The sequence below is a fragment of the Streptomyces sp. NPDC052101 genome (genome assembly GCF_040680235.1).
GTDB lineage: Bacteria > Actinomycetota > Actinomycetes > Streptomycetales > Streptomycetaceae > Streptomyces.
The window spans coordinates 168,275-186,055 of the sequence record NZ_JBFAWH010000014.1; the positions used below are offsets into that span (position 1 = coordinate 168,275).

Below are 17,781 nucleotides of genomic sequence, written 5' to 3' on the forward strand. Positions count from 1 at the left end.
AGGACGTACACCTTTGAGCGGGACGTGCACAACTCGCAGGTCGGGTCCACACGGACGCTGTACTACCTCAGAGTCAACGACGACCAGGAGCAGAAGCTGCTGACCAACCTGCACGACAACTGCGCATGGAGCCTACCGGCAGGTGCGGACAAGGTCTCCAACAGCGTCGAGGTCAAGCGCGGCTGGCAGTAATCAGAAATCAGAGCGAACGTCACTAGGGGCGCTCCGGGTGGGGCGACCGTTGGGGGGAAGCAAGCAGCATGGGAATTTCCCTTTCCGAGGCGCTGGCCGAGTTGCGGCGCGAGTTGTACGCCGCGCAGGCGGAAGGCGCTCACCAGCAGCTCCGGTTCGAGGTGGAGAAGGCCGAGCTGTCACTGGAGCTGGAGTTCCGCCAGGAAGGCAACGGCAAAGCGAAGGTCGAAGTAAAGGCTTTGGGCGCCAAGGCCGGTGCCGAGGCCGGTGGTGTGCTCGGCCGTACACGACGGCAGATACTGACGCTGACATTGCAGGTGCGCGATGAGGCACTGGGCGGTGCCACGGCCAGAATCAGTCGTTCCACCGGCGGACTGGACACGCCGGACGACGGGTCGCCGCGGCAGTCGCACGACGTCCCGCGGTCGGATGACGGTGCGGGAGCCACTGTGCAGGGCGGGCCCCCGCAGCCGTGGGAGGAGTGAGATGGATCCGCAGCGACTGGTCCTGGTCCGGACCGGTGACCCGAATGGTTCCGGCTCCGGATACCTGGTGGGGCCACGACTCGTCCTGACGGCGCTGCATGTCGTCCTGCGCGAGGGCCGCTGGGCCCGCAAGGCGGTGGCAAGGGTGGGCCACGCGCATTACGGGGCCGGACCGGTCGAGGTGGCGGCACGGGTGTGCTGGCCGGATCCCCGGCACGGCGCCCCGTCCGACAGCGCCTTGGATGTGGCCCTGCTGTGGCTTGAAGAACCGGTGCCGACTGATGGGCCACCGATACGGTGGGGACGGCCAGGTGGTGTGGCCCCCCTCCCGTTCGAAGGAGCGGGCTTTCCCGCTTTCGCCGCCGGAAGCGATGGAACCGAGGCTCAGTGTGAGTACCTGCGCGGAGCCCTGCCGGCGGTCTCCACGACTTCTGCGGGCTGGGTGCTGGACTGCCCTGTCTGGCCTGCGCCGCACGCCGGCTCAGAGCGCCCGTGGGCGGGTGCGTCGGGCTCGGCGATCTTCTGCCACGGCCGGCTTGTCGGTGTCGTTGCCGAAGACAACCGGACGATGGGCTGGCGCCGCTTGCAAGCGACCCCCGTCCACGAGGCAGTACGCCTGCCGGACTTTGCCAACTTGGTGAGCCGGCACGGCCACCCCGGCACAGCGACCGTAGTGGACGAGCTGACGGCCCAAGGCGTGGCAGGCGCGGCGGAGGCCACGATGCGCGACTACCTTCAAGCCGCCCGCAAGGCCGGCGAGCAGCATCCGTACCAAAACGTTCTCGGCCCGAGCGCGCCGCCGTCACTGGTCAAGGTGTTCGTACACCAGCGAAGCAGCCGGGTATCCCGGGACCAGGCTGTGTCCCGAGGCGATGACGCCGCCGCTGCGCGGCGCCCCCCTCGCGCAGGCGCGCCGGCGGAACGCGTCGAGACCATCTTCCGCAGAGCCGATCGCATGTGCGTCCTCATCGCCGGCCCGGGGGGCGGCAAATCCACGACTCTGCGCATGCGGCTGCGTGACGCTGCCGCCGCCTTGCTCGACGGAGTGGAGACTGCCGAGGACGAAGAGCCGGCAGTCCCCGTCTGGGTGAGCGCACGCACACTCGCCGGGGAGGAAACCCAGGTGGCGGAAGCAGTTGCGGACGCCACCAGAAAGCTCAGGGGGTACGGGCGGTGTCCGGGATTCCCGGAAGGCCCCCCGGAACCGCCGTGGCCGGGAGCGCACTGGCAGCTGCTGGTCGACGATCTCGACGAACTCGCCACTGCCGCTGAGCGTCGCACAGTGCTGGAGAAGCTGGCCAACGCTGTTACGAGCCACCCATCGGTCTACCGGTGCGTCATCGCGACCCGTCCCTTGGCCGAGAACGAACTCAGCGTTCTCGACCGCCAAGTGCCGCACTACGAACTGCAGCCCTTCACTCCCGACGACCTGAACAACTATGCCGAACAATACTTCGGCGCGCGGTGGTCGTCGCCGGAGGCGGCCCGTCGCGCTCGCCAGTTCACGCGGGAGCTGCGCACCATCGGTATGGAAGAGTTGGCCCGCACCCCGCTCATGGCCTTCATGCTCTGCCAGCTGTACGTCATCGACCCCGAGCGCACGTTGCCCGACGGCCGTACCGCGGCTTACGAGGCGTTCACCGACCTGCTCTACGAGAACAACGAGAGCAAACGTGTCGCGGACAGCCATGAGGCATCGATTGCGCGCCTGGTCGAGAGCGTGCAGAGTGCGCGAGCACGCGAGGAAGCGGACGCCGCCGCGCGACAGGTACACGTACAGCTGCCCGAGCTGATCGAGTACGTGGCCCACGGGTGGTTCACAGGTCGCGAGTCCTCCGTACCTCAGGCACTGGCCGCACACGAAGCCGTACGCCGTCCCGGGAAGGTCCGTCCGGAGCGCTGGGAGGCGTTCTTGGAGGACCTGTTCCTGCACACCGGCCTGCTTGTCCACCGCGCCGGGGGCCTCGGCTTCCCGCACCGAACGTTTCTCGAATACCACGCCGCACGCTACGCGACACGTCACGAGACGGCGCGTGCCCAGTTGCTCCACGAGCTGTTTCCCGATGAGGCCATGGACAGCCCCCCGAAACCACCCGATCTTCCCGTCTCCTACCTGGGGTTCCTTCTCGACGGACTCCTCAGTGCCGATGACTCCATCGCGACCGAGGCCACTCGGCGCGTGGGTGCCTTGGCGGAGCACGGAGAGATGAAGACCCTGAGCGTGCTCATGACGCTGGTGGCGGGCCTGAAGACCAAGCTTCCCGTGGAACCCCTCATCCGCCGCCTACGCCACCTGATCGAGCACCCGAGTATCTACGATCCACTCGAAGCACCCGTTTACGCGGCCTGGTGGTTGACCCATCTGGACGGGAACGTGGAAGCCGGTGCCGAGATGCTGACCCGATTCGCACAGGACGACGGCAACCGAGTGTGGGAACGTGTGAAAGCGATGGGCTACCTGGGCCGGCTGGAAGGACATCAGGATGTCGCCGCCGCCTGGCTGACCGGCTGGGTCCAATGGAAAGACTGGCTCGACGTCGACGAACGTGTGGCTGCCGCCGAGGCACTGGCCTGGATCGAGGGGCACCGCGAGACCGGTGCGGCGTGGCTCGTCCGTTTCACGGAAGACACCGGATGTCGCATGGGCGATCGCCTGACGGCCGCGCGAGCGCTCGTCGCGATTCCCGAACACAGGGCATCCGGAGCGGCGTGGCTTGCCCGTTTCTCCGAAGACACCGCGATCGATGATGACGCACGCCTGTTGGCTGCCTGGCAGTTGGCCTGTATGGAGGAGTACGAGAAGACGGGAGCAACTCTGCTGTCCCGCTTCGTGGAAGATACCGCCTTCGGCGGCAGCGAGCGCGTATGCGCGGCCTGGGGCTTGGCTCGGTTGGACGGAAGCCGCGAAGTGGGCTTGACGTGGCTGAGACGCTTCGCCGAGGACAGCGAGTTGGGAGAGGAGGCCGTACAACGCCTGCGGGAACTGACCAAGGACACCGCGCGACACACCTGACACCGGCCCACGCCACCACGGTCGCCCGGGGGGCTCGGGTCGCCCTCGGACCTGCCAGATGGATCAGCGCATGTTCAGTGGGGGCTTTCCGTTCGTACGGGCCATGCGCTCTCGTCGGCTGCCGGTCTCGGAGGGAGCCGGGCGTTCCTGCGTTCCGGAGGGAACGAAGACAATCACATACGCCTCGAGACCCTCAGGAACATCCCATTCCTGGTGCTCCGTAGCAGCGTTGAGTCGTTCGAGGGAGTCGCTCCGGCCCTGTGACCACACCTGTGCGCGGTAGGTACGGGACGGGTCCAAGTCAACAAACGGCTCACCCGGTTCGGCTTGCCGACCGAACACCTCAACCGATTCACGAGCCGGACGGGCCGGGCCGTTCATCGTGTCAAACGCTGCCATGCGGCCCTGGTAGACCGGCTGGTAGTCCACAGAAGCGACCAGGTCCCAGGTCGGCCCCGGTGCCTCGTCCAGTTGGTCGTTGACGGCCAAGACGACCGGCGCAGTGTGCTGCTGAAGCCGCGACGTCACGACGAGCTGGCCTGGAACGGTGATGACCGGTTCGTCGGTCTGGAAGTCCGGCTTGCTCTCCCTGCGCTCGAAGCCTCGTTCCCGATGCTCGCCTACGGAGAAGTGGCTGTACTCGACGTTGACTGCTCCAATCCCGCTGATCTCTGGCATGCCCTGGAGCCTTTCAGGAGAGGACCCGTCGCGCAGTAGCCGCAGACGCCCTCGGCGGCCCCTCAGAACTGGCCGCCGTACAGATCCTCTCGGAACTCCGCTCCGTGCTCGAACGCGACCATATCGGCCTGCCCACAGGCTGACCGGCATGCTCATCCAGTGCGAATTCCGCAAGTCAATTCAGGCGATGGCTTCGCGGCTGCCGGGACTGAGGCCGGGGAGGGTGTCCGCTGTGGCGACGCCGCACATGTGCCAGTGGCGGGATCATCGCCGGCTAGGGGTCAGATGATCTCGAGGTTGGCCATCATTCCCATGTCTTCGTGTTCGGCGTTGTGGCAGTGGAAGAGGTAGCGGCCGCGGTAGCCGTCGAAGCGGGTGATGATCTCCGCCGATTCGCCCGGGCGGAGCGAGATGGTGTCCTTGAGGCCCGCGTCGTGGGGGAGTGGCTTCCTTCCGCTGCGCGACAGCACCCGGAACCCGACCAGGTGAAGGTGGACGGGGTGGTGGACGTCCGCGATCAGCCGCCACACCTCGACGTCGCCGAGCCGGGTGGTGACGTCGGAACGGGCGGGGTCGAACGGGAGCCCGCCGATCAGCCATCCGTGGCCGCCGTGCATGCGCCCGGCGCGGAAGGAGAAGGCGCGTATGCGCGTGGCGTCCGACCGGCGCCAGGTCGGCAGGTCGTGGGAGAGGTCGCGGGGGATGCGGGTGTGGTCGGTGGCCTTGCGCGCGACCTTGAAGGCCATTACGTCGCGGGTGCGTCCGGAGCCCAGCCGGTTGGCGATCCTGACGCGGCCGCCGACCGGGACTCCCGCGAAGTCGACGATCACGTCGTAGCGTTCGGCCGGGGCGATCGGCAGGGAGCGGTGGGTGACCGGCGCGGCGAGCAGGCCCTGGTCGGCGCCGACCTGGACGAGGTCAAGGCGGCGTCCGTCGTCGGTGACTGCTTCGAGGTCGTAGTGGCGGGCGTTGGAGGCGTTCAGGATGCGCAGTCGGTAGCGGGCGGCGTCGATCTCGTGCACGGGCCACGGGGCGCCGTTGACCAGGATCACATCGCCGAGGACTCCGGCGAGGTAGGCCTCCTCGACACCTGGTTGTTTGCGCAGGGTCGGGTCGAGGGAGGGGTAGTGCAGGTTGCCGTGGTCGTCGAACGCGCGGTCGGCGATCATGAGCGGCAGTTCGCGCGGCCCGGAGGGCAGACCGAGCGAATCCTCGGCGTCGTCGCGGATGATGTGCAGCCCGGCGAGGCCGCGCCAGATTGCGGGGGCAGTGAAGTCCATCCGGTGGTCGTGGTACCAGAGCAGCGTCGGCCGCTGGTCCATCGGGAACGTGTACTCCCGCGTCAGTCTGGTCACTACGGCCTTGGGATCGTGCATCCCGTGCATGCCGTCCATGCCGCTCATGCCGTGGGTCCCGTGGACCGTGTGGGTGGAGGGGGCCTGCCAGTTCTTCGGCAGGACGAGGTCGGTCGGGTAGCCGTCGGAGGCGGCCGGGGTCCGTCCGCCGTGCAGGTGCACGACGGTCGGCACGGGCAGCTCGTTGTGATGCGTCACGGTGACCGGGCGGCCGCGGCGGGCCTCGATGAGCGGGCCTGGGAATGTCCCACCGTAGGTCCACATAGGCGTTTTGACGCCGGGCAGGATTTCCAGGGGCGCCTCACGCTGGGTGATCTTGTAGCGGTCGACGCCGCCCGAGGTTCTGACCGGCTTCAGGACGGACGGCAGCGGCAACGGCACCTGGAACGCGGGCGGCAGCGGCACACCGCTGCGCAGCTGCTCGCCGGTGAACGCCGGGCGGCGCGCCAGGCGCGCCGCGGTCGCCAGTCCGGTGACCGCCGTCAGCCCGAGCGCTCCGCCGATGCCAAGGACCTGGCGCCTGCCGATTTCACGGGTTTCGGACATTGACGTTCTCCTTGTGCAGGGGCGACGCCGTGTGTGGGGACGGCCGCAGGAAGGGCTCCCGCCACACGGCGATGAACAGCACGGCGAGCGCGACGATGGTCAGCACGCCCAGGGGGAGGTGCAGCCACAGGGCTCCGTCCATACCGGCGAAGTACTGCACCGTCTCGGCCGCCACCAACGCCAGCGTGGCGGCGAACGGCCAGACCTGGCGCAGCCGGACCCAGAGCACGATCGCCGCAATCAACTGCACGTAGCCGATGGAGGTGACGACGTTGGCGCCGGCCGCGTGCCAGCGCAGGGCGTCGTAGTCACCGCTCAGATAGACGCCGGCGAACACGGGTTGACCGAAGATCGCGACCGTGTGCGCGCTGACGACCGCCCGCAATACCCACGCAGAGGACCGCTTCCGATGCGCAGCATCGGCTCGGGCCGACACGGCCCGACGGAATCTTTTGATTGTGACCATGAGTCGCCCTCCTCACTGGCCGTAGGAGACCTGTACGCCGTCGACTTCGACGAACCTGTGCCTGACAGGGGAGAACTCGGAAATTGCCATCTCAGGGGACCTCTCGGGTCGTGTCGGATGAGGCCGTGCTGCTGCGCGGATCGGCCGGTGTTCTGGGCGGCGCCGCGTGTTTTCGCCGAACCGAAGGGGACGGATACACCGCATGAATCTCGGCGAGAGCGCTGGACCAGAGCTGCGGATCCCGGTCCCGCTGGGTCAAACCGCGGAATCGGGACCCCGCACGATCGGTGGATGGCGGCCGTGCGGGCTGCCCGTCCGGGTCACTTCTGGCAAACGGCCTGGATCTCGAGGCTGATGACACGTTGTCGCCGACCGCGAGTAGCCGGTGTCCAGCGGGGTGCTGATGTCAATCCCGAAGCCGCGCCGGTCGATCTATGCGGTCGCGGAGAAGCCGGCCCGCTGTCCACCTCACTGGCCCGAGCCGAGCCCGATGACCTCGACGGCGAGCGGTACCTGCCGTGTGGCGCCGTGCAACGTCAGCTCCCCGTCCGATGGCCCAACCGTCGTCGGCCCGGCCGATGCCGGTGGTTGTCACGCATCTCGCTGCCGGTGTTGATGGGCGCAAGGCCGATCGTCACGGCGATCGACGAGCCCAGTAGGTCTTCGCTCATGACGATCGTGACGTCGTAGAAGGTGAACCGCCATGCGCCTTGCTGATCACGAGGTGACGGACACTGTTGGCTGCCGCCGAGTGCACTGGGTGATGTGCTCCGTGGACGTGGTGTCGCGGCGACGCGGCGGGGTTGGTGGGGTCGGTGGAGTCGGTGGGATCAGGGCTCGAGGTCGACGACTCCTGTGCCGCTCAAGACGTCGAGCGGGACCGAGACCTGGTCGTGCACGATCAACCAAGTGCCGTCAATCTTCCGGAGGCAGTACGTGACCCTGACCCACATACCGTTTGCCGCCGTCCCGTTCTTGAGCGTGCCGCTGAGACGAGCGAACGCGTGCCCGAAGGCCACTTCGTCGCCCACGGTGAGGGCCAGGTCGCGAACCTCATAAGTCACACTCTCGAAGGACGTGAACACGGGCGCCCAGTTCTTGAGTTTCGCCTCGATCCCCACATGCTGAAGTGGTGGCTGGATGTCGAAGGACACGATGTCCGTTGCATAAAGCCGCTTCAGGCCCTCGAGATCTTTGCCTTGGAGTCCTTCGGCGATTTTGTCGATGTGCTGGCGGATCTTGGCTTCGTCTACCTCGTGTTGCGTAGTCATTGCTGCCCCAACCTGTCCCTTCGCGGTGGAATCCCTGCTTCTCCTGAACTCGACGCTATGGCTTGGGTGTTATCTTGTCTAAGATGAATATTGCTATGGAGTTATGTATCCGGAGGCATGATGGAGCTGAACCCCCTCAAGCAGTTCCTGGTGGTGGCGCGCCTGGAGCACCTCAGCCGGGCTGCCGAGGAGCTTCACATCGCCCAGCCGTCGCTGAGCCGGACCATCGCGCGGCTGGAGAGCGAACTGGGCGTGCCGCTGTTCGATCGGGGCGGCCGCCTCCGGCTGAACGACAGCGGAAAGCTGTTCCGCGATCACGTCGAACGTGCCCTCGGCGAACTCGAGGCGGGACGGCGCGCCGTCACCGAGGCCACCGGCGAGGGCCTGGGCAGCGTGAGACTGGCGTCGGAAACCTTCCTCACCCTCACCGGGCCGCTGGCGGCCTACAAGCGCGCGCATCCCGCCGTCGAGATCGAGCTCCACTGGTCGCCGCCCGAGGACATGGCCCGCCGCCTGCGCGCCCAGGAGGTCGATCTTTGCGTCGCCTCGCAGTCGATCCATGCCGAGGGCCTGGAGTCGGTGCGGCTGTTCGATGAGGCGGTGGGGGTGGGCACGCCACTCGATCATCCGCTGGCGGGCCGTACGTCTGTGACCGTCGAGGAACTCGCCGACCAGCCCTTCGTCACCGCCCGCGAGGGGCATTGGGTACGCCGGCTGCTCGACCGGCTCTTCGCCGCACGAGACCTCACCCCGAAGATCGTCTGCGAAAGCGACGAACACAGCGCCATCGCCGACCTGATCAGCGCGGGACTGGGTATCGGTCTCGTCCCCGCCTTCGCCCGCCGCAGCGTCACGCAGGCCCCCATCGCCTGGATCCCCGTCGACAGCCCTGACTGCCGTCGTGCGGTCACCCTCTATTGGGGCGCCGACAACCACCTGTCGACCACCGCCCGGCTGATGCGCACCACGATCACTGATTGGGACTGGATCACAGGGGAGCCCCAAGCCAAACGCTGACGATCAGTTCGCCCGGTGGACGTGCGCCGGCGCCGCGCTCGGCTGAGCCCATTACGGGCTGGCACGCAACCCGCAGGTCAAGGCCCGAGTCCACGTCGAAGTGGACGCCGACACGGCCTCCACGTCTGCTGGCCCCAAGCGGCACACGCCGTGCATGGTCAGGGTGCCCCAGAGCGTCCACCTGCTCGCCGCCCCGGCAGGCGAAGCGCGTGCTTGCGAAGTCGCCGTACGGGGGCCTGGTACCTGGCTCTTCCCCCAAGCCTGCGCAGGTTGCATCCAGACGCGCTGTACTGGCCGGGCAGCAGTGCCGCGAGGAGCCACGGGAGCGGGGGAGGTCGTGGCTACTTGGCGGCACCGGCAGTCAGTCCGGCGATGATGCGGCGCTGGAAGAGCAGGACCATGACCACCAGTGGGATCGTGACGAGGACGCCGGCGGCCATCTGGCTGCCGAACGGGGTCTCGTACGTCGTGGCGCCGGTGAACTTGGAGATGGCGACCGGTGCGGTCTGCATGCTGGGCTTGTTGACCATCGACAGGGCGATGAGGAACTCGTGCCAAGCGGCGATGAAGGTGATGATCGCGGTGGTGAAGATGCCTGGCGCGGCGAGCGGGATGATGACCTTGCGGAACGCCTGGCCGCGGGTGCAGCCGTCGACCATGGCGGCGTGTTCCAGTTCGTCGGGCATCCGCCGGAAGAACGTGGTCAGGTTCCACACCGCCAGGGGCAGCGCGAAGGACATGCTCGGCACGATCATGGCCTGGTAGCTGTTGATCCAGCCGATGTCGGTGAACACCTTCAGCAGCGGGACCACGATCGAGACGACCGGGAACATCGAGGTCGCGATGATGAGAGTCAGGATCAGCCGCTTGAACCGGAACTCCAGCCGGGCCATCGCGTAGGCGGTGAACGTGGCCAGCAGCAGTGCCAGGACCGTGGTGACACCGGCGACGATCAGGCTGTTGAGGAGCGCCCGCCCGAAGCCCTGCGCGGGATCGAGTACGGCCCGGTAGTTCTCGTAGGACACCGGGGAGGGCAGCGGCGAGGTGTCGAAGATGTCCGTGGTGCGGCGCAGGCTGGAGACCAGCATCCAGTAGAACGGGGCCAGGCAGTAGGCCATCACCACGAGGACACCCACGTAAGGCCGCCACTGGCGCCACTGCGCCGAGTTCGTCATGCCGTCACCTCATTACGGCGGGAGAACCTCAGCCTCCGAGGCTTGCGCCCGGGCGCGCCCGCACTGTCGTCACCGACGAGGTCCGCGCCGAGCAGCCGTACGAAGGCCAACGCGACGAGAAGGACGTAGAGGAAGAGGAGCACCGCATAGGCGGAGGCCGGTCCGAGGCGGACGTTGGACGCCTCGTTCTGCACGAGCATGGACAGGGTTTCCACCGAGTTCTTCTGGGCGCCGATGAGGATGTAGGGCAGGTCGAACATGCGCAGCGCGTCCATGCAGCGGAACAGCACCGCCACCAGCAGCGTGGGTTTCACCAGCGGCAGGGTGATCTGCCAGAACTGGCGCAGCGGGCTCGCCCCGTCAATACGGGCGGCCTCGTAGACGTCCTTCGGGATCACCTGCAGGCCGGCGAGGACCAGCAGTCCGATGAAGGGAGCGGTCTTCCACACCTCCGCGACCACGACCGCGACCTTGGCCTGGAAGCCCTCGGTGGTCCACAGGATCTGACGGCCGATCAGGGCGTTGGCGATGCCGTCGCTGTTGAAGATCCACCGCCACAGCAGGCCGGAGATGGCGGTGGGCGCCGCCCAGGGCACGAGGAAGCCGGCCCGTACCAGGGCGCGGCCACGGAAAGCCTTGTGCATGATCAAGGCCATGGCCACACCGATCACCGTCTCCAGTGCGACCGTGACGACGGTGAAGAAGGTGGTGTTCCAGAAGGCGTTCCAGAACCGGTCTCCGGCGGCACCGAAGATGTCGGCGTAGTTCTCCAGCCCGACGAACGGCTCGGTGTCGCTGATGAAGCCGGTCGCCGGGTCCAGACGCTGCGGCCCGTACAGGGACTCCTTCAGGGCCATGAGGGTCGGGCAGAGCACGACGACGGTCAGCACCAGCAGGGTCGGGGACACCAGCAGGGCCGCCATCCGTCCCGAGCCCGCGGCGGCCCTGGCAGGCTTGCGCGCACCCCGCCGTCGTCTCACCCGCTGGGAGCGCGGGCTCACGGCGGCAGGCCCGGGCGGGATCTCGGTCTTCGTCATGGCACCGCTCCTCACTGATCCACGGCCTTCAGCAGCGTGCTCTGCAGGTCCCTCAGCGCCTGCGCGCTGGTCTTGGTCCGGGTCAGGGCGGCGTACGCCTGCTGCTGGATCGCCGCGGTCACATCGCCGTACTGCACGACCTGCGGGCGCGGCACGGCGTGCAGGACGGACTGCTTGAGGACGGGTAGGAACGGGTACTGCCTGATCAGCGTCTTGTCGTCGTAGAGGGCGGTGTAGGGCGGGCCGAAGGCGGCCTGCTCGAGGAACGCGGTGGAATTCCTCTGGTTCGTGTAGAACCTGATGAAGTCCAGCGCCGTGGCCTTGTTCCTGGCGTAGGCGGACACGGCGAGGTTGTGGCCGCCCAGGCTGGAGGAGCCGGGCCCGTTCAGGCCGGGCAGCTGCGCGGTCGCGAACTTGCCCGCGATCCCGCTCTTCGCGGCCAGGGAATTCATGTACGACCAGTTGCGCAGGAAGACCAGCTTGCCGCCCTCGAACGCCAGACGGCTCTCCTGCTCCTGATAGGTGACGGCCTCCTTGGGGATCGTGCCGTCCCTGAAAGAGCCGACGAGGAAGTCCAGGCCCTTCCTCGCCGCCGGAGTGTCGACATCCGGCCTGCCGCTCGCGTCGATGACGATACCGCCCGCCGAGTTCACGGCCTCGGAGAAGTTCACCGTCAGGCCCTCGTACTTCTGGAACTGCCCGGCGTAGCACGACATGCCCTTGGCCTCGATCAGCTTGTTCACCTTCGCGCAGTCGGCCTTCATCCGGGCCCAGGTCGTCGGCGGCCCGTCGATGCCGGCCTTCTTCAGCAGGTCGGTCCGGTAGTACAGCAGAGCGCCACCCACGCCGGCCGGGACCGCGTACAGGCCGCCTCGGTACCTGGCCGTCTCCACCACCGGCCCCACCATCTGGCCCAGCGGGAATCGCTCCTCGGGCAGCCTGTCGACCCACCGATGGGCTGCGAACTCCGAGGTCCACACCACGTCGAGAGAGAGCACCGTATAGGCGTCGGACTTCATCTCCGCGTTCTGGATCATCTGCTGACGCTGCGAGTCCGCGTCCGCCGGCAACCGGATGTAGGTGACCTTCTCCTTCGGGTGCAACTTGTTCCAGCGGTCGACCGCGGCTTGCGTCGCGCCGGTGGAGTCCCTGCCGGCGGCGAGAGTGATGGGCCCGCGCCCCTCGAACGACGTCGTCCCCGCCTGCCCGGAGCCGCTGTCGCTGGGCGAGCCGCAGCCGGTGGTCAGGAACCCGCCGGCGGCGAGCACGGCGGAACACTGCATCGCTGTGGTGGTGATGGTGTTCTTCACGGTTACTCCTGGCTGGGGGTTGGTCGTGCGGAACCGATGTCACGTCACAGCTGGTTTCCCCGTACAGGCACGGCCGCCGCCCACTGTCACCCCCACGGCCTTCGTCACCGGAGCACGGACGTCATCGCATGGCGGCACACCGATGAAGCCGGCTGAATCACTGGAGACGGCACAGTGGCTCTGCGATGCCGGACCCAGGGGCCAGATCCTCCGGACGGCTGGGGTAGTGGCGAGGCTCGGTCAGCGTGCCGTCGCGGTCGAGGAAGAGCGCCGGGTGGCCGGTCATGGGCCGCCCTCCTGCGCGTCTTGGCGGGCGACACCGAATCCTGCGCCGCTACGGCCCTACGTGCTCAACGCCTGCTAGTAGGACGGTGAGCTGAACGGGCTGCCCGGTGGATCTGAGCGCTCTGCCTGGACCAGAAGGCCGATTCTTGTTGGCACCTTCGGCGACTTTCCGGTCCAGTTGCCCTGCCGCCGACGGTGGGATGGCGTCGGCCCCGGACCCGACGCCTCGGATGCGCTGCGGGCTGTCCGCGCTCGCCGCAGCAGCGGTCGGCGGCGCGCAGCGTGGCGCGTATGCCCCCGGTGATCTCCGCGCGCCGTGGTGGCGACGTTACCGCCTGCTCTGGATTCGCGACGCATCGTTGCATTGCTCGGCCCAGTGCGTGGCAGCCGGCCCCAACGGACTGGAAGGGACCAGCGATTGACATGACCGACAACATGAGCAGTTTCCGCGCTGGGCAGTACGGCTCAGGGCGGCCGCGGATCCGTAGGCGCCGTGGTGTACGCCTGGCTGCCGCGCTGTCCGTGCTCGCCGCAAGCGCCCTGCTCACTACCGGAGCCGGTCCGAGCCGGCCCGTTGGGGCCAACCTCACCTGCACCTCGATCGGCCCTACCTTCCAGGACGGCAACACCATCTCCGGCTCCGGTGCCATCATCGCGCCGTGCGGTGGCGGGGCGACGCTCGTGATCCAGCGCTCGCGTTGGTATGGCTGGGAGGACATGGCCACCGTGAACTTCACCGGGCAGCATGCGCAGACCATCACCTATGACTGCGCGGGCACTGGCATCCACGGCTTCCGCACATACATCAACTCGCAGCACGCCGATGGAAGTTACGAGTTTCACGAGTCCAACCACATCAACGCGAACTGCGGCTGACTTCCTGCGTTCCGGGCCTTGCTCTGTGTGGAAGGAGATCCCATGCCCAACGCCTCCGATGGTGTGCGGCGCCGTGTCGTCCTCACGGCCGCCGCCACGCTGCTGGCCTTGTCGACCGCCTTCGGCACTGCCTCGGCCTCGTCACGGGCGGCCGCACCTGCTTCGGTCGACGACGTCGCCGTGTGCACCACCCAGATCGACAACCCGCACTTCTCCAACGGCGCGGGCAGCGTCATCTTCAAGGCGCGGATGAGCTGTACGACCAACGGCAATGTGCCCGAGGTCAACCTGCGGGTCTGGGGCACCCTGGGCTACGTCCCCGGTGGCTCGCCCGGCCATCCGGCGCAGGGGCCGCCGGGCGCCGCCGCCACCTCCGACCAGACCCAGACCGTGCCGACCAACGGGCAGCAGGTGACGTACTACACGCCGGTGCCCGACGACCCGAAGAAGATCATCGCGGCGGGCACGTACGTCGGCTCGGTGACCTTCCAGATCGTCGCCCCAGCGCTCGGCACCGTGGGCCGGGGGCAGGGGAACTATGTCTACGTGCAGCGGTGACCGGCCCGTGGCAGTTGGATCCCGCGTCGGCGGACGGCGGCCGCCACGGTGGCTGTCCTGGTCGACGCTGAGTACTGGGCACGGGAGGCCAGAACCCTTCCGTGGTGCTTCGGCCGGGCCGACGAACGCAGGGTCACGCCCGCGACCTGGGACGACGCGCGGCGCCGTGCAATAGGGCTCGAGTCGGGCTCGGGCGTGTACTGGCTGCTGGTGGCCGAGGCCGCGGGTGGACGCGTAGGCCCTTTCGTTTAGATCTAGACTTCGCAGCTCTGCTGCCGGGGCCGACGGCGGTCGACGGCCTCAATGACGGGAGGGAGGGTGGCGGTGCACATCGCGCCCTGGTTGCACGTAGTCCCGGAGCAAGGCTCCCTGCCTGTCGATCTGCTGCTTCCGGTGACCGGTAGGACGTACGTGGCGCGTCTCGACGGCCGCGAGATGCGTGACACGGACGCCGTCTTCCAGCAGTTTTACGAGCGACTGCGGCTGCCCGACTACTTCGGCTGGAACTGGAACGCCCTCTCCGACTGTCTGGGCGATCTGAGTTGGCTGTCTGCCGACCACCACGTACTGATCATCGAGTCTGCGGACGATGCACTGCCGGACGATGCCTCCGGACGGCTGCTGCTCTTCAAGACCCTGCTGCGGGCCGGGCAGCGGTGGTCCTACACGCAGAAGCCCGAGGGCATCGAACTCGGCAGGCTCGTCGTGGCCATGTCGTACGACGCCGCATCCGTACCATTCCTGAAGGAACAACTGCGGTCATGCCTGGAAGAGGCACCCTCGTCGTAGCGACGGGCTTCCTCTTGCGGACCAGAGGAAGATTCGGTGAAGTCCGGCCAGGTAGATGGCCGCGGTCTTCTCATAGCGCGTGGCGATGCCGCGCCACTGCTTCAAGCGGTTGATGCACCGTTCGACCGTGTTGCGCAGCTTGTATGCCTCGCGGTCGAAGGCGGGTGGCCGCCCGCCGTGGCTGCCTCGCTGCAGTCGGTGACCCTGCTGGTCCGCCCGTACGGGGACCACCGCTCGGATGCCGCGCTTGCTCAGGTGGTCACGGATGGCGCGTGAGGAGTAGGCCCTGTCGGCGAGGATCACATCCGGCCTGGTGCGAGGTCTGCCGCGTCGGCGTGGGACGCGTAGGCGGGCCATCACGTCGGCGAATGCGGGAGCGTCACCAGCCTGTCCAGCGGTCAGTACGAAGGCCATCGGCCGACAATTGCCGTCGGCGGCGAGGTGAATCTTCGTGGTCAGCCCGCCGCGGGACCGTCCGATGGCGTGGTCGTCCGGTTCGCCGGCCGGGCCCCTTTTTGCGGGCCCAGGCCGCGTGCTCGTGAGCACGCACGATCGTGGAGTCCATCGAGACCGCCCAGTTCAGGTTCTCGTCCACATCGGCCTGTGCCATCAGAAGCCGTTGTCTTACCGGATGTGATCACTGAGTTTCCGCTGTTCAGGCATGGTTCCGGTGTCGTCGTGGGAGCGTTTGGGCGATCAGTTCGTCCTCGACGATGCGGAGGTGGCCGGTGGCGTCGGTGATGGGTTTGCTGGAGGAGCGGGAGGCCGCTGCCCGGGTGCGGGTGGAGGAGCTTCAGGCGGAGGCGGAGGCGGACCGGATCCTGTCCGAACTTGCTGGGGCTGAGGCGGTGTTGGAGCAGCGGGTGATCGCGCGGGTGGAGCTGGCCGAGGCCCTGGCCGCCCCCGGTGATGCGGCGGATGCGGCCGTGCAGGAGGCGCCGGAGCCGGTGCCGGCGGTCAAAGTGGTGAAGGTCCTGGTCGCGGGGTCGATCGTGCCGCGCTTCGGGGAGGGGGTGATGGTGGAGGCGCTCGCGCCGGACTACCGGCGGATCGTGGAGCTGGTGGAGGCCGGTCCGGAAGGCGGTGAGGGGGTGTCGGCGAAGGAGATCGCGTCCGGGCTGGGGCTGGAGTTGGTGCCGGCGAAGATCGAGGGGGTGCGGTGCAAGACGAGACGCCTGGCCGAACGGGGCTGGCTGGCCGTGTCGCCGTCCGGGCGGTTCACGCCGCGTCGGCTCACCGTGACTGTTCCTGCCGCCGCTGGGAAGCCGGGCGGGCGAGGCGACGGCTCATGAGCATGGCCCGCGAGAAGTAGATGAACGCCGCGCTGCTGGCGGGCAGTGTCTCAAAGTTCCGCACCAGGCGGCGCGAGCGCATCAGCCACCCCAGCGTGCGCTCTACTACCCACCTTCTCGGCAGGACCACGAACCCCTTCATGTCATCGCTGCGTTTGACGATCTGCAGCGTGAGCTGGAGTTTCTCCTTCGTCCAGGCGACCAGGCAGCCGGTGTAGCCGCCGTCGACCCACACCAGCGTGATCTTGTGGAACCGTGCCCGCAGGCGGGGCAGCATGACGCGGGCGGCGTCTTCCGTTGATCTTCTTGCCGCCGTCGTAGCCGCGCGTGGCGGCGGGCACCGAGGCGGCGCCCTTGACCGACTGTGAGTCGATGACCGCCGCGGTCGGCTCTGCCTCGCGGCCCTCGGCCTCGCGGACCCGGCCGCGCAGCCGGTCGTGGAACTCCTTGCGAGACAATCGCAGGACGACACGCGGGAGTTGGGCGAGACGGGGATCGTCACGCAAGACTGGAACAACAGGGCCTCCGGCACTCGAGTGGTCGTAAACCCGAGCTACCAAGGGGCCCTGTACTCATGCATCCACCCGGCCGAGATCACCCGGCCAAGGACCGTGTTGGGGTGGGACTATTCGCCTGAGCAGTCCCCATCCTTGCTGGGAACAGGCGCGGTGCGGGTCAGGGAGGCAGCGCCCCAGTGCGTCTCGCACGGGATACTTGGCTTGACCCTCGTCCCGTCCAGTCTGTCGTGGGGTGTGGCCCGACGCCGTGCTGGTGGCCGGACCACAGAAGGTACGCGACCATTGGTACGCCCCTCGGTCTGAAGCGGCGCTGCGCGTAACGTCAGTCGGTGCAGGTAGCGGTGGGGGGCGTCGGACGACTGCAGACCCCGTGCCAGCAGCATGCCGGTGGACAGTGCTGTCACGTGGCCGACGGGAGTGACCCCCAGCGTGGTCAGGCCGCTCGTGATGTGTGGTGCGCGCACCACGAGCGCGGCGAGCGCGGTCCACCGGTGCCACCGCCGGGCCCCCGCTGCCACCACGGCGGCCAGGGCCGAGACGATCACGTAGGAAGGGCCGACGTCCAGCGTCGCACGCAGCGCCGGGTCTGCTTGGCCCGCCGCGATCCGCGCTGCCAGCAGCCCTTCGCTCACCAGTGTGCCGAGGACTTGGCCGGCCGCGATCAGAGCGACCGCCCGCATGGTGCCGAACCGGATGACGAGAAACGCCAGCATGGCCCCGGCCAGGGCGATGCTGCGCAGACAGGCCCAGGGATCGGCGCCGAACAGGAAGGCGGAGGCGACGAGCGCCTCCACAGGATGATCACCCATATTGTCCAGGTTGGTCGATGCCCAGGCGTTCACCGCGTGATCACCGCCGTACGTCAGGGACGACGCGGCGGCGAGCAGGGCGAAGCCCCAGGGCACGGGGGAAAGCCAT

At 67.9% G+C, this 17,781-nt stretch carries 18 protein-coding genes and 1 pseudogene; 8 read left to right on the top strand and 11 right to left on the bottom strand.

Annotation, left to right across the window (positions count from 1 at the left end; all coding sequences use genetic code 11):
- Positions 1 to 24 precede the first annotated feature (24 nt).
- The 3 genes from AB0L75_RS25060 to AB0L75_RS25070 all read left to right on the top strand — a co-directional run bounded on the left by AB0L75_RS25060 (position 25) and on the right by AB0L75_RS25070 (position 3,690).
- A complete protein-coding gene (locus AB0L75_RS25060; RefSeq protein ID WP_365184671.1) occupies positions 25 to 192 on the top strand; it encodes a hypothetical protein in 168 nt (55 codons plus the stop codon).
- A 68-nt stretch (positions 193 to 260) separates the two neighbouring features.
- Positions 261 to 677 (top strand): trypco2 family protein, encoded by a 417-nt coding sequence (locus tag AB0L75_RS25065; protein WP_365184674.1) that lies wholly within the window; start codon positions 261 to 263, stop codon positions 675 to 677.
- Position 678: 1 nt separating this feature from the next.
- Positions 679 to 3,690 (top strand): trypsin-like peptidase domain-containing protein, encoded by a 3,012-nt coding sequence (locus AB0L75_RS25070; protein ID WP_365184677.1) that lies wholly within the window; start codon positions 679 to 681, stop codon positions 3,688 to 3,690.
- Between the two features lie 63 nt (positions 3,691 to 3,753).
- Here AB0L75_RS25070 and AB0L75_RS25075 read toward each other — a convergent pair whose 3' ends face one another.
- The 4 genes from AB0L75_RS25075 to AB0L75_RS25090 form a co-directional block, all read right to left on the bottom strand.
- A complete protein-coding gene (locus AB0L75_RS25075) occupies positions 3,754 to 4,368 on the bottom strand; it encodes a hypothetical protein (protein ID WP_365184679.1) in 615 nt (204 codons plus the stop codon).
- A gap of 281 nt (positions 4,369 to 4,649) precedes the next feature.
- Entirely contained in the window at positions 4,650 to 6,269 is a 1,620-nt protein-coding gene (locus AB0L75_RS25080) for a multicopper oxidase family protein (protein WP_365184682.1), read from the bottom strand.
- Positions 6,253 to 6,606: a hypothetical protein gene (locus AB0L75_RS25085; protein ID WP_365184685.1), complete on the bottom strand. Its 354-nt coding sequence runs from the start codon at positions 6,604 to 6,606 to the stop codon at positions 6,253 to 6,255. Before AB0L75_RS25085 ends, AB0L75_RS25080 begins: the two co-directional genes overlap by 17 nt.
- A gap of 959 nt (positions 6,607 to 7,565) precedes the next feature.
- Complete coding sequence (locus tag AB0L75_RS25090) at positions 7,566 to 8,006, bottom strand: nuclear transport factor 2 family protein (RefSeq protein WP_365184688.1); 441 nt, start codon at positions 8,004 to 8,006, stop codon at positions 7,566 to 7,568.
- 117 nt (positions 8,007 to 8,123) lie between these two features.
- Between AB0L75_RS25090 and AB0L75_RS25095 the strand changes: the two genes are divergently transcribed.
- Complete coding sequence (locus AB0L75_RS25095; protein WP_365184690.1) at positions 8,124 to 9,023, top strand: LysR substrate-binding domain-containing protein; 900 nt, start codon at positions 8,124 to 8,126, stop codon at positions 9,021 to 9,023.
- A 341-nt stretch (positions 9,024 to 9,364) separates the two neighbouring features.
- On the opposite strand, the gene AB0L75_RS25100 is transcribed toward AB0L75_RS25095, so the two are convergent.
- The 4 genes from AB0L75_RS25100 to AB0L75_RS25115 all read right to left on the bottom strand — a co-directional run bounded on the left by AB0L75_RS25100 (position 9,365) and on the right by AB0L75_RS25115 (position 12,831).
- Positions 9,365 to 10,198, bottom strand: a complete 834-nt coding sequence (locus tag AB0L75_RS25100; RefSeq protein ID WP_365184693.1) for a carbohydrate ABC transporter permease — start codon at positions 10,196 to 10,198, stop codon at positions 9,365 to 9,367.
- Positions 10,195 to 11,235 carry a sugar ABC transporter permease gene (locus tag AB0L75_RS25105; protein ID WP_365184696.1) on the bottom strand — a complete coding sequence of 347 codons (1,041 nt, stop codon included), beginning with the start codon at positions 11,233 to 11,235 and terminating at the stop codon, positions 10,195 to 10,197. Before AB0L75_RS25105 ends, AB0L75_RS25100 begins: the two co-directional genes overlap by 4 nt.
- Positions 11,236 to 11,246: 11 nt before the next feature.
- Positions 11,247 to 12,545, bottom strand: coding sequence for an ABC transporter substrate-binding protein (locus tag AB0L75_RS25110; RefSeq protein ID WP_365184699.1), 1,299 nt, complete (start codon positions 12,543 to 12,545; stop codon positions 11,247 to 11,249).
- Between the two features lie 157 nt (positions 12,546 to 12,702).
- The gene (locus tag AB0L75_RS25115; protein ID WP_365184702.1) at positions 12,703 to 12,831 is read right to left on the bottom strand and encodes a hypothetical protein; all 129 of its coding nucleotides are present in this window, start codon (positions 12,829 to 12,831) and stop codon (positions 12,703 to 12,705) included.
- Positions 12,832 to 13,253: 422 nt separating this feature from the next.
- On the opposite strand from AB0L75_RS25115, the gene AB0L75_RS25120 reads away from it, so the two are divergent.
- The 3 genes from AB0L75_RS25120 to AB0L75_RS25130 all read left to right on the top strand — a co-directional run bounded on the left by AB0L75_RS25120 (position 13,254) and on the right by AB0L75_RS25130 (position 15,053).
- Positions 13,254 to 13,706 carry a hypothetical protein gene (locus tag AB0L75_RS25120; protein ID WP_365184705.1) on the top strand — a complete coding sequence of 151 codons (453 nt, stop codon included), beginning with the start codon at positions 13,254 to 13,256 and terminating at the stop codon, positions 13,704 to 13,706.
- A 42-nt stretch (positions 13,707 to 13,748) separates the two neighbouring features.
- On the top strand, positions 13,749 to 14,264 hold the full coding sequence (locus AB0L75_RS25125) for a hypothetical protein (protein ID WP_365184707.1): 516 nt from the start codon (positions 13,749 to 13,751) through the stop codon (positions 14,262 to 14,264).
- 393 nt (positions 14,265 to 14,657) lie between these two features.
- Positions 14,658 to 15,053 carry a barstar family protein gene (locus tag AB0L75_RS25130; RefSeq protein WP_365184709.1) on the top strand — a complete coding sequence of 132 codons (396 nt, stop codon included), beginning with the start codon at positions 14,658 to 14,660 and terminating at the stop codon, positions 15,051 to 15,053.
- Here AB0L75_RS25130 and AB0L75_RS25135 read toward each other — a convergent pair.
- A pseudogene (locus AB0L75_RS25135) lies at positions 15,024 to 15,624 on the bottom strand (IS5 family transposase); the annotation flags it as partial. The gene AB0L75_RS25130 and the pseudogene AB0L75_RS25135 sit on opposite strands and share 30 nt — an antisense overlap.
- A 157-nt stretch (positions 15,625 to 15,781) precedes the next feature.
- Between AB0L75_RS25135 and AB0L75_RS25140 the strand changes: the two are divergent.
- Entirely contained in the window at positions 15,782 to 16,345 is a 564-nt protein-coding gene (locus AB0L75_RS25140; RefSeq protein WP_365184711.1) for a hypothetical protein, read from the top strand.
- Here the strand turns inward: AB0L75_RS25140 and AB0L75_RS25145 are convergent.
- Positions 16,287 to 16,622: a transposase gene (locus AB0L75_RS25145; RefSeq protein WP_365184714.1), complete on the bottom strand. Its 336-nt coding sequence runs from the start codon at positions 16,620 to 16,622 to the stop codon at positions 16,287 to 16,289. The two genes, AB0L75_RS25140 and AB0L75_RS25145, sit on opposite strands and share 59 nt — an antisense overlap.
- Positions 16,623 to 16,970: 348 nt before the next feature.
- Entirely contained in the window at positions 16,971 to 17,768 is a 798-nt protein-coding gene (locus tag AB0L75_RS25150; protein ID WP_365184717.1) for a rhomboid-like protein, read from the bottom strand.
- Between the last annotated feature and the right edge of the window lie 13 nt (positions 17,769 to 17,781).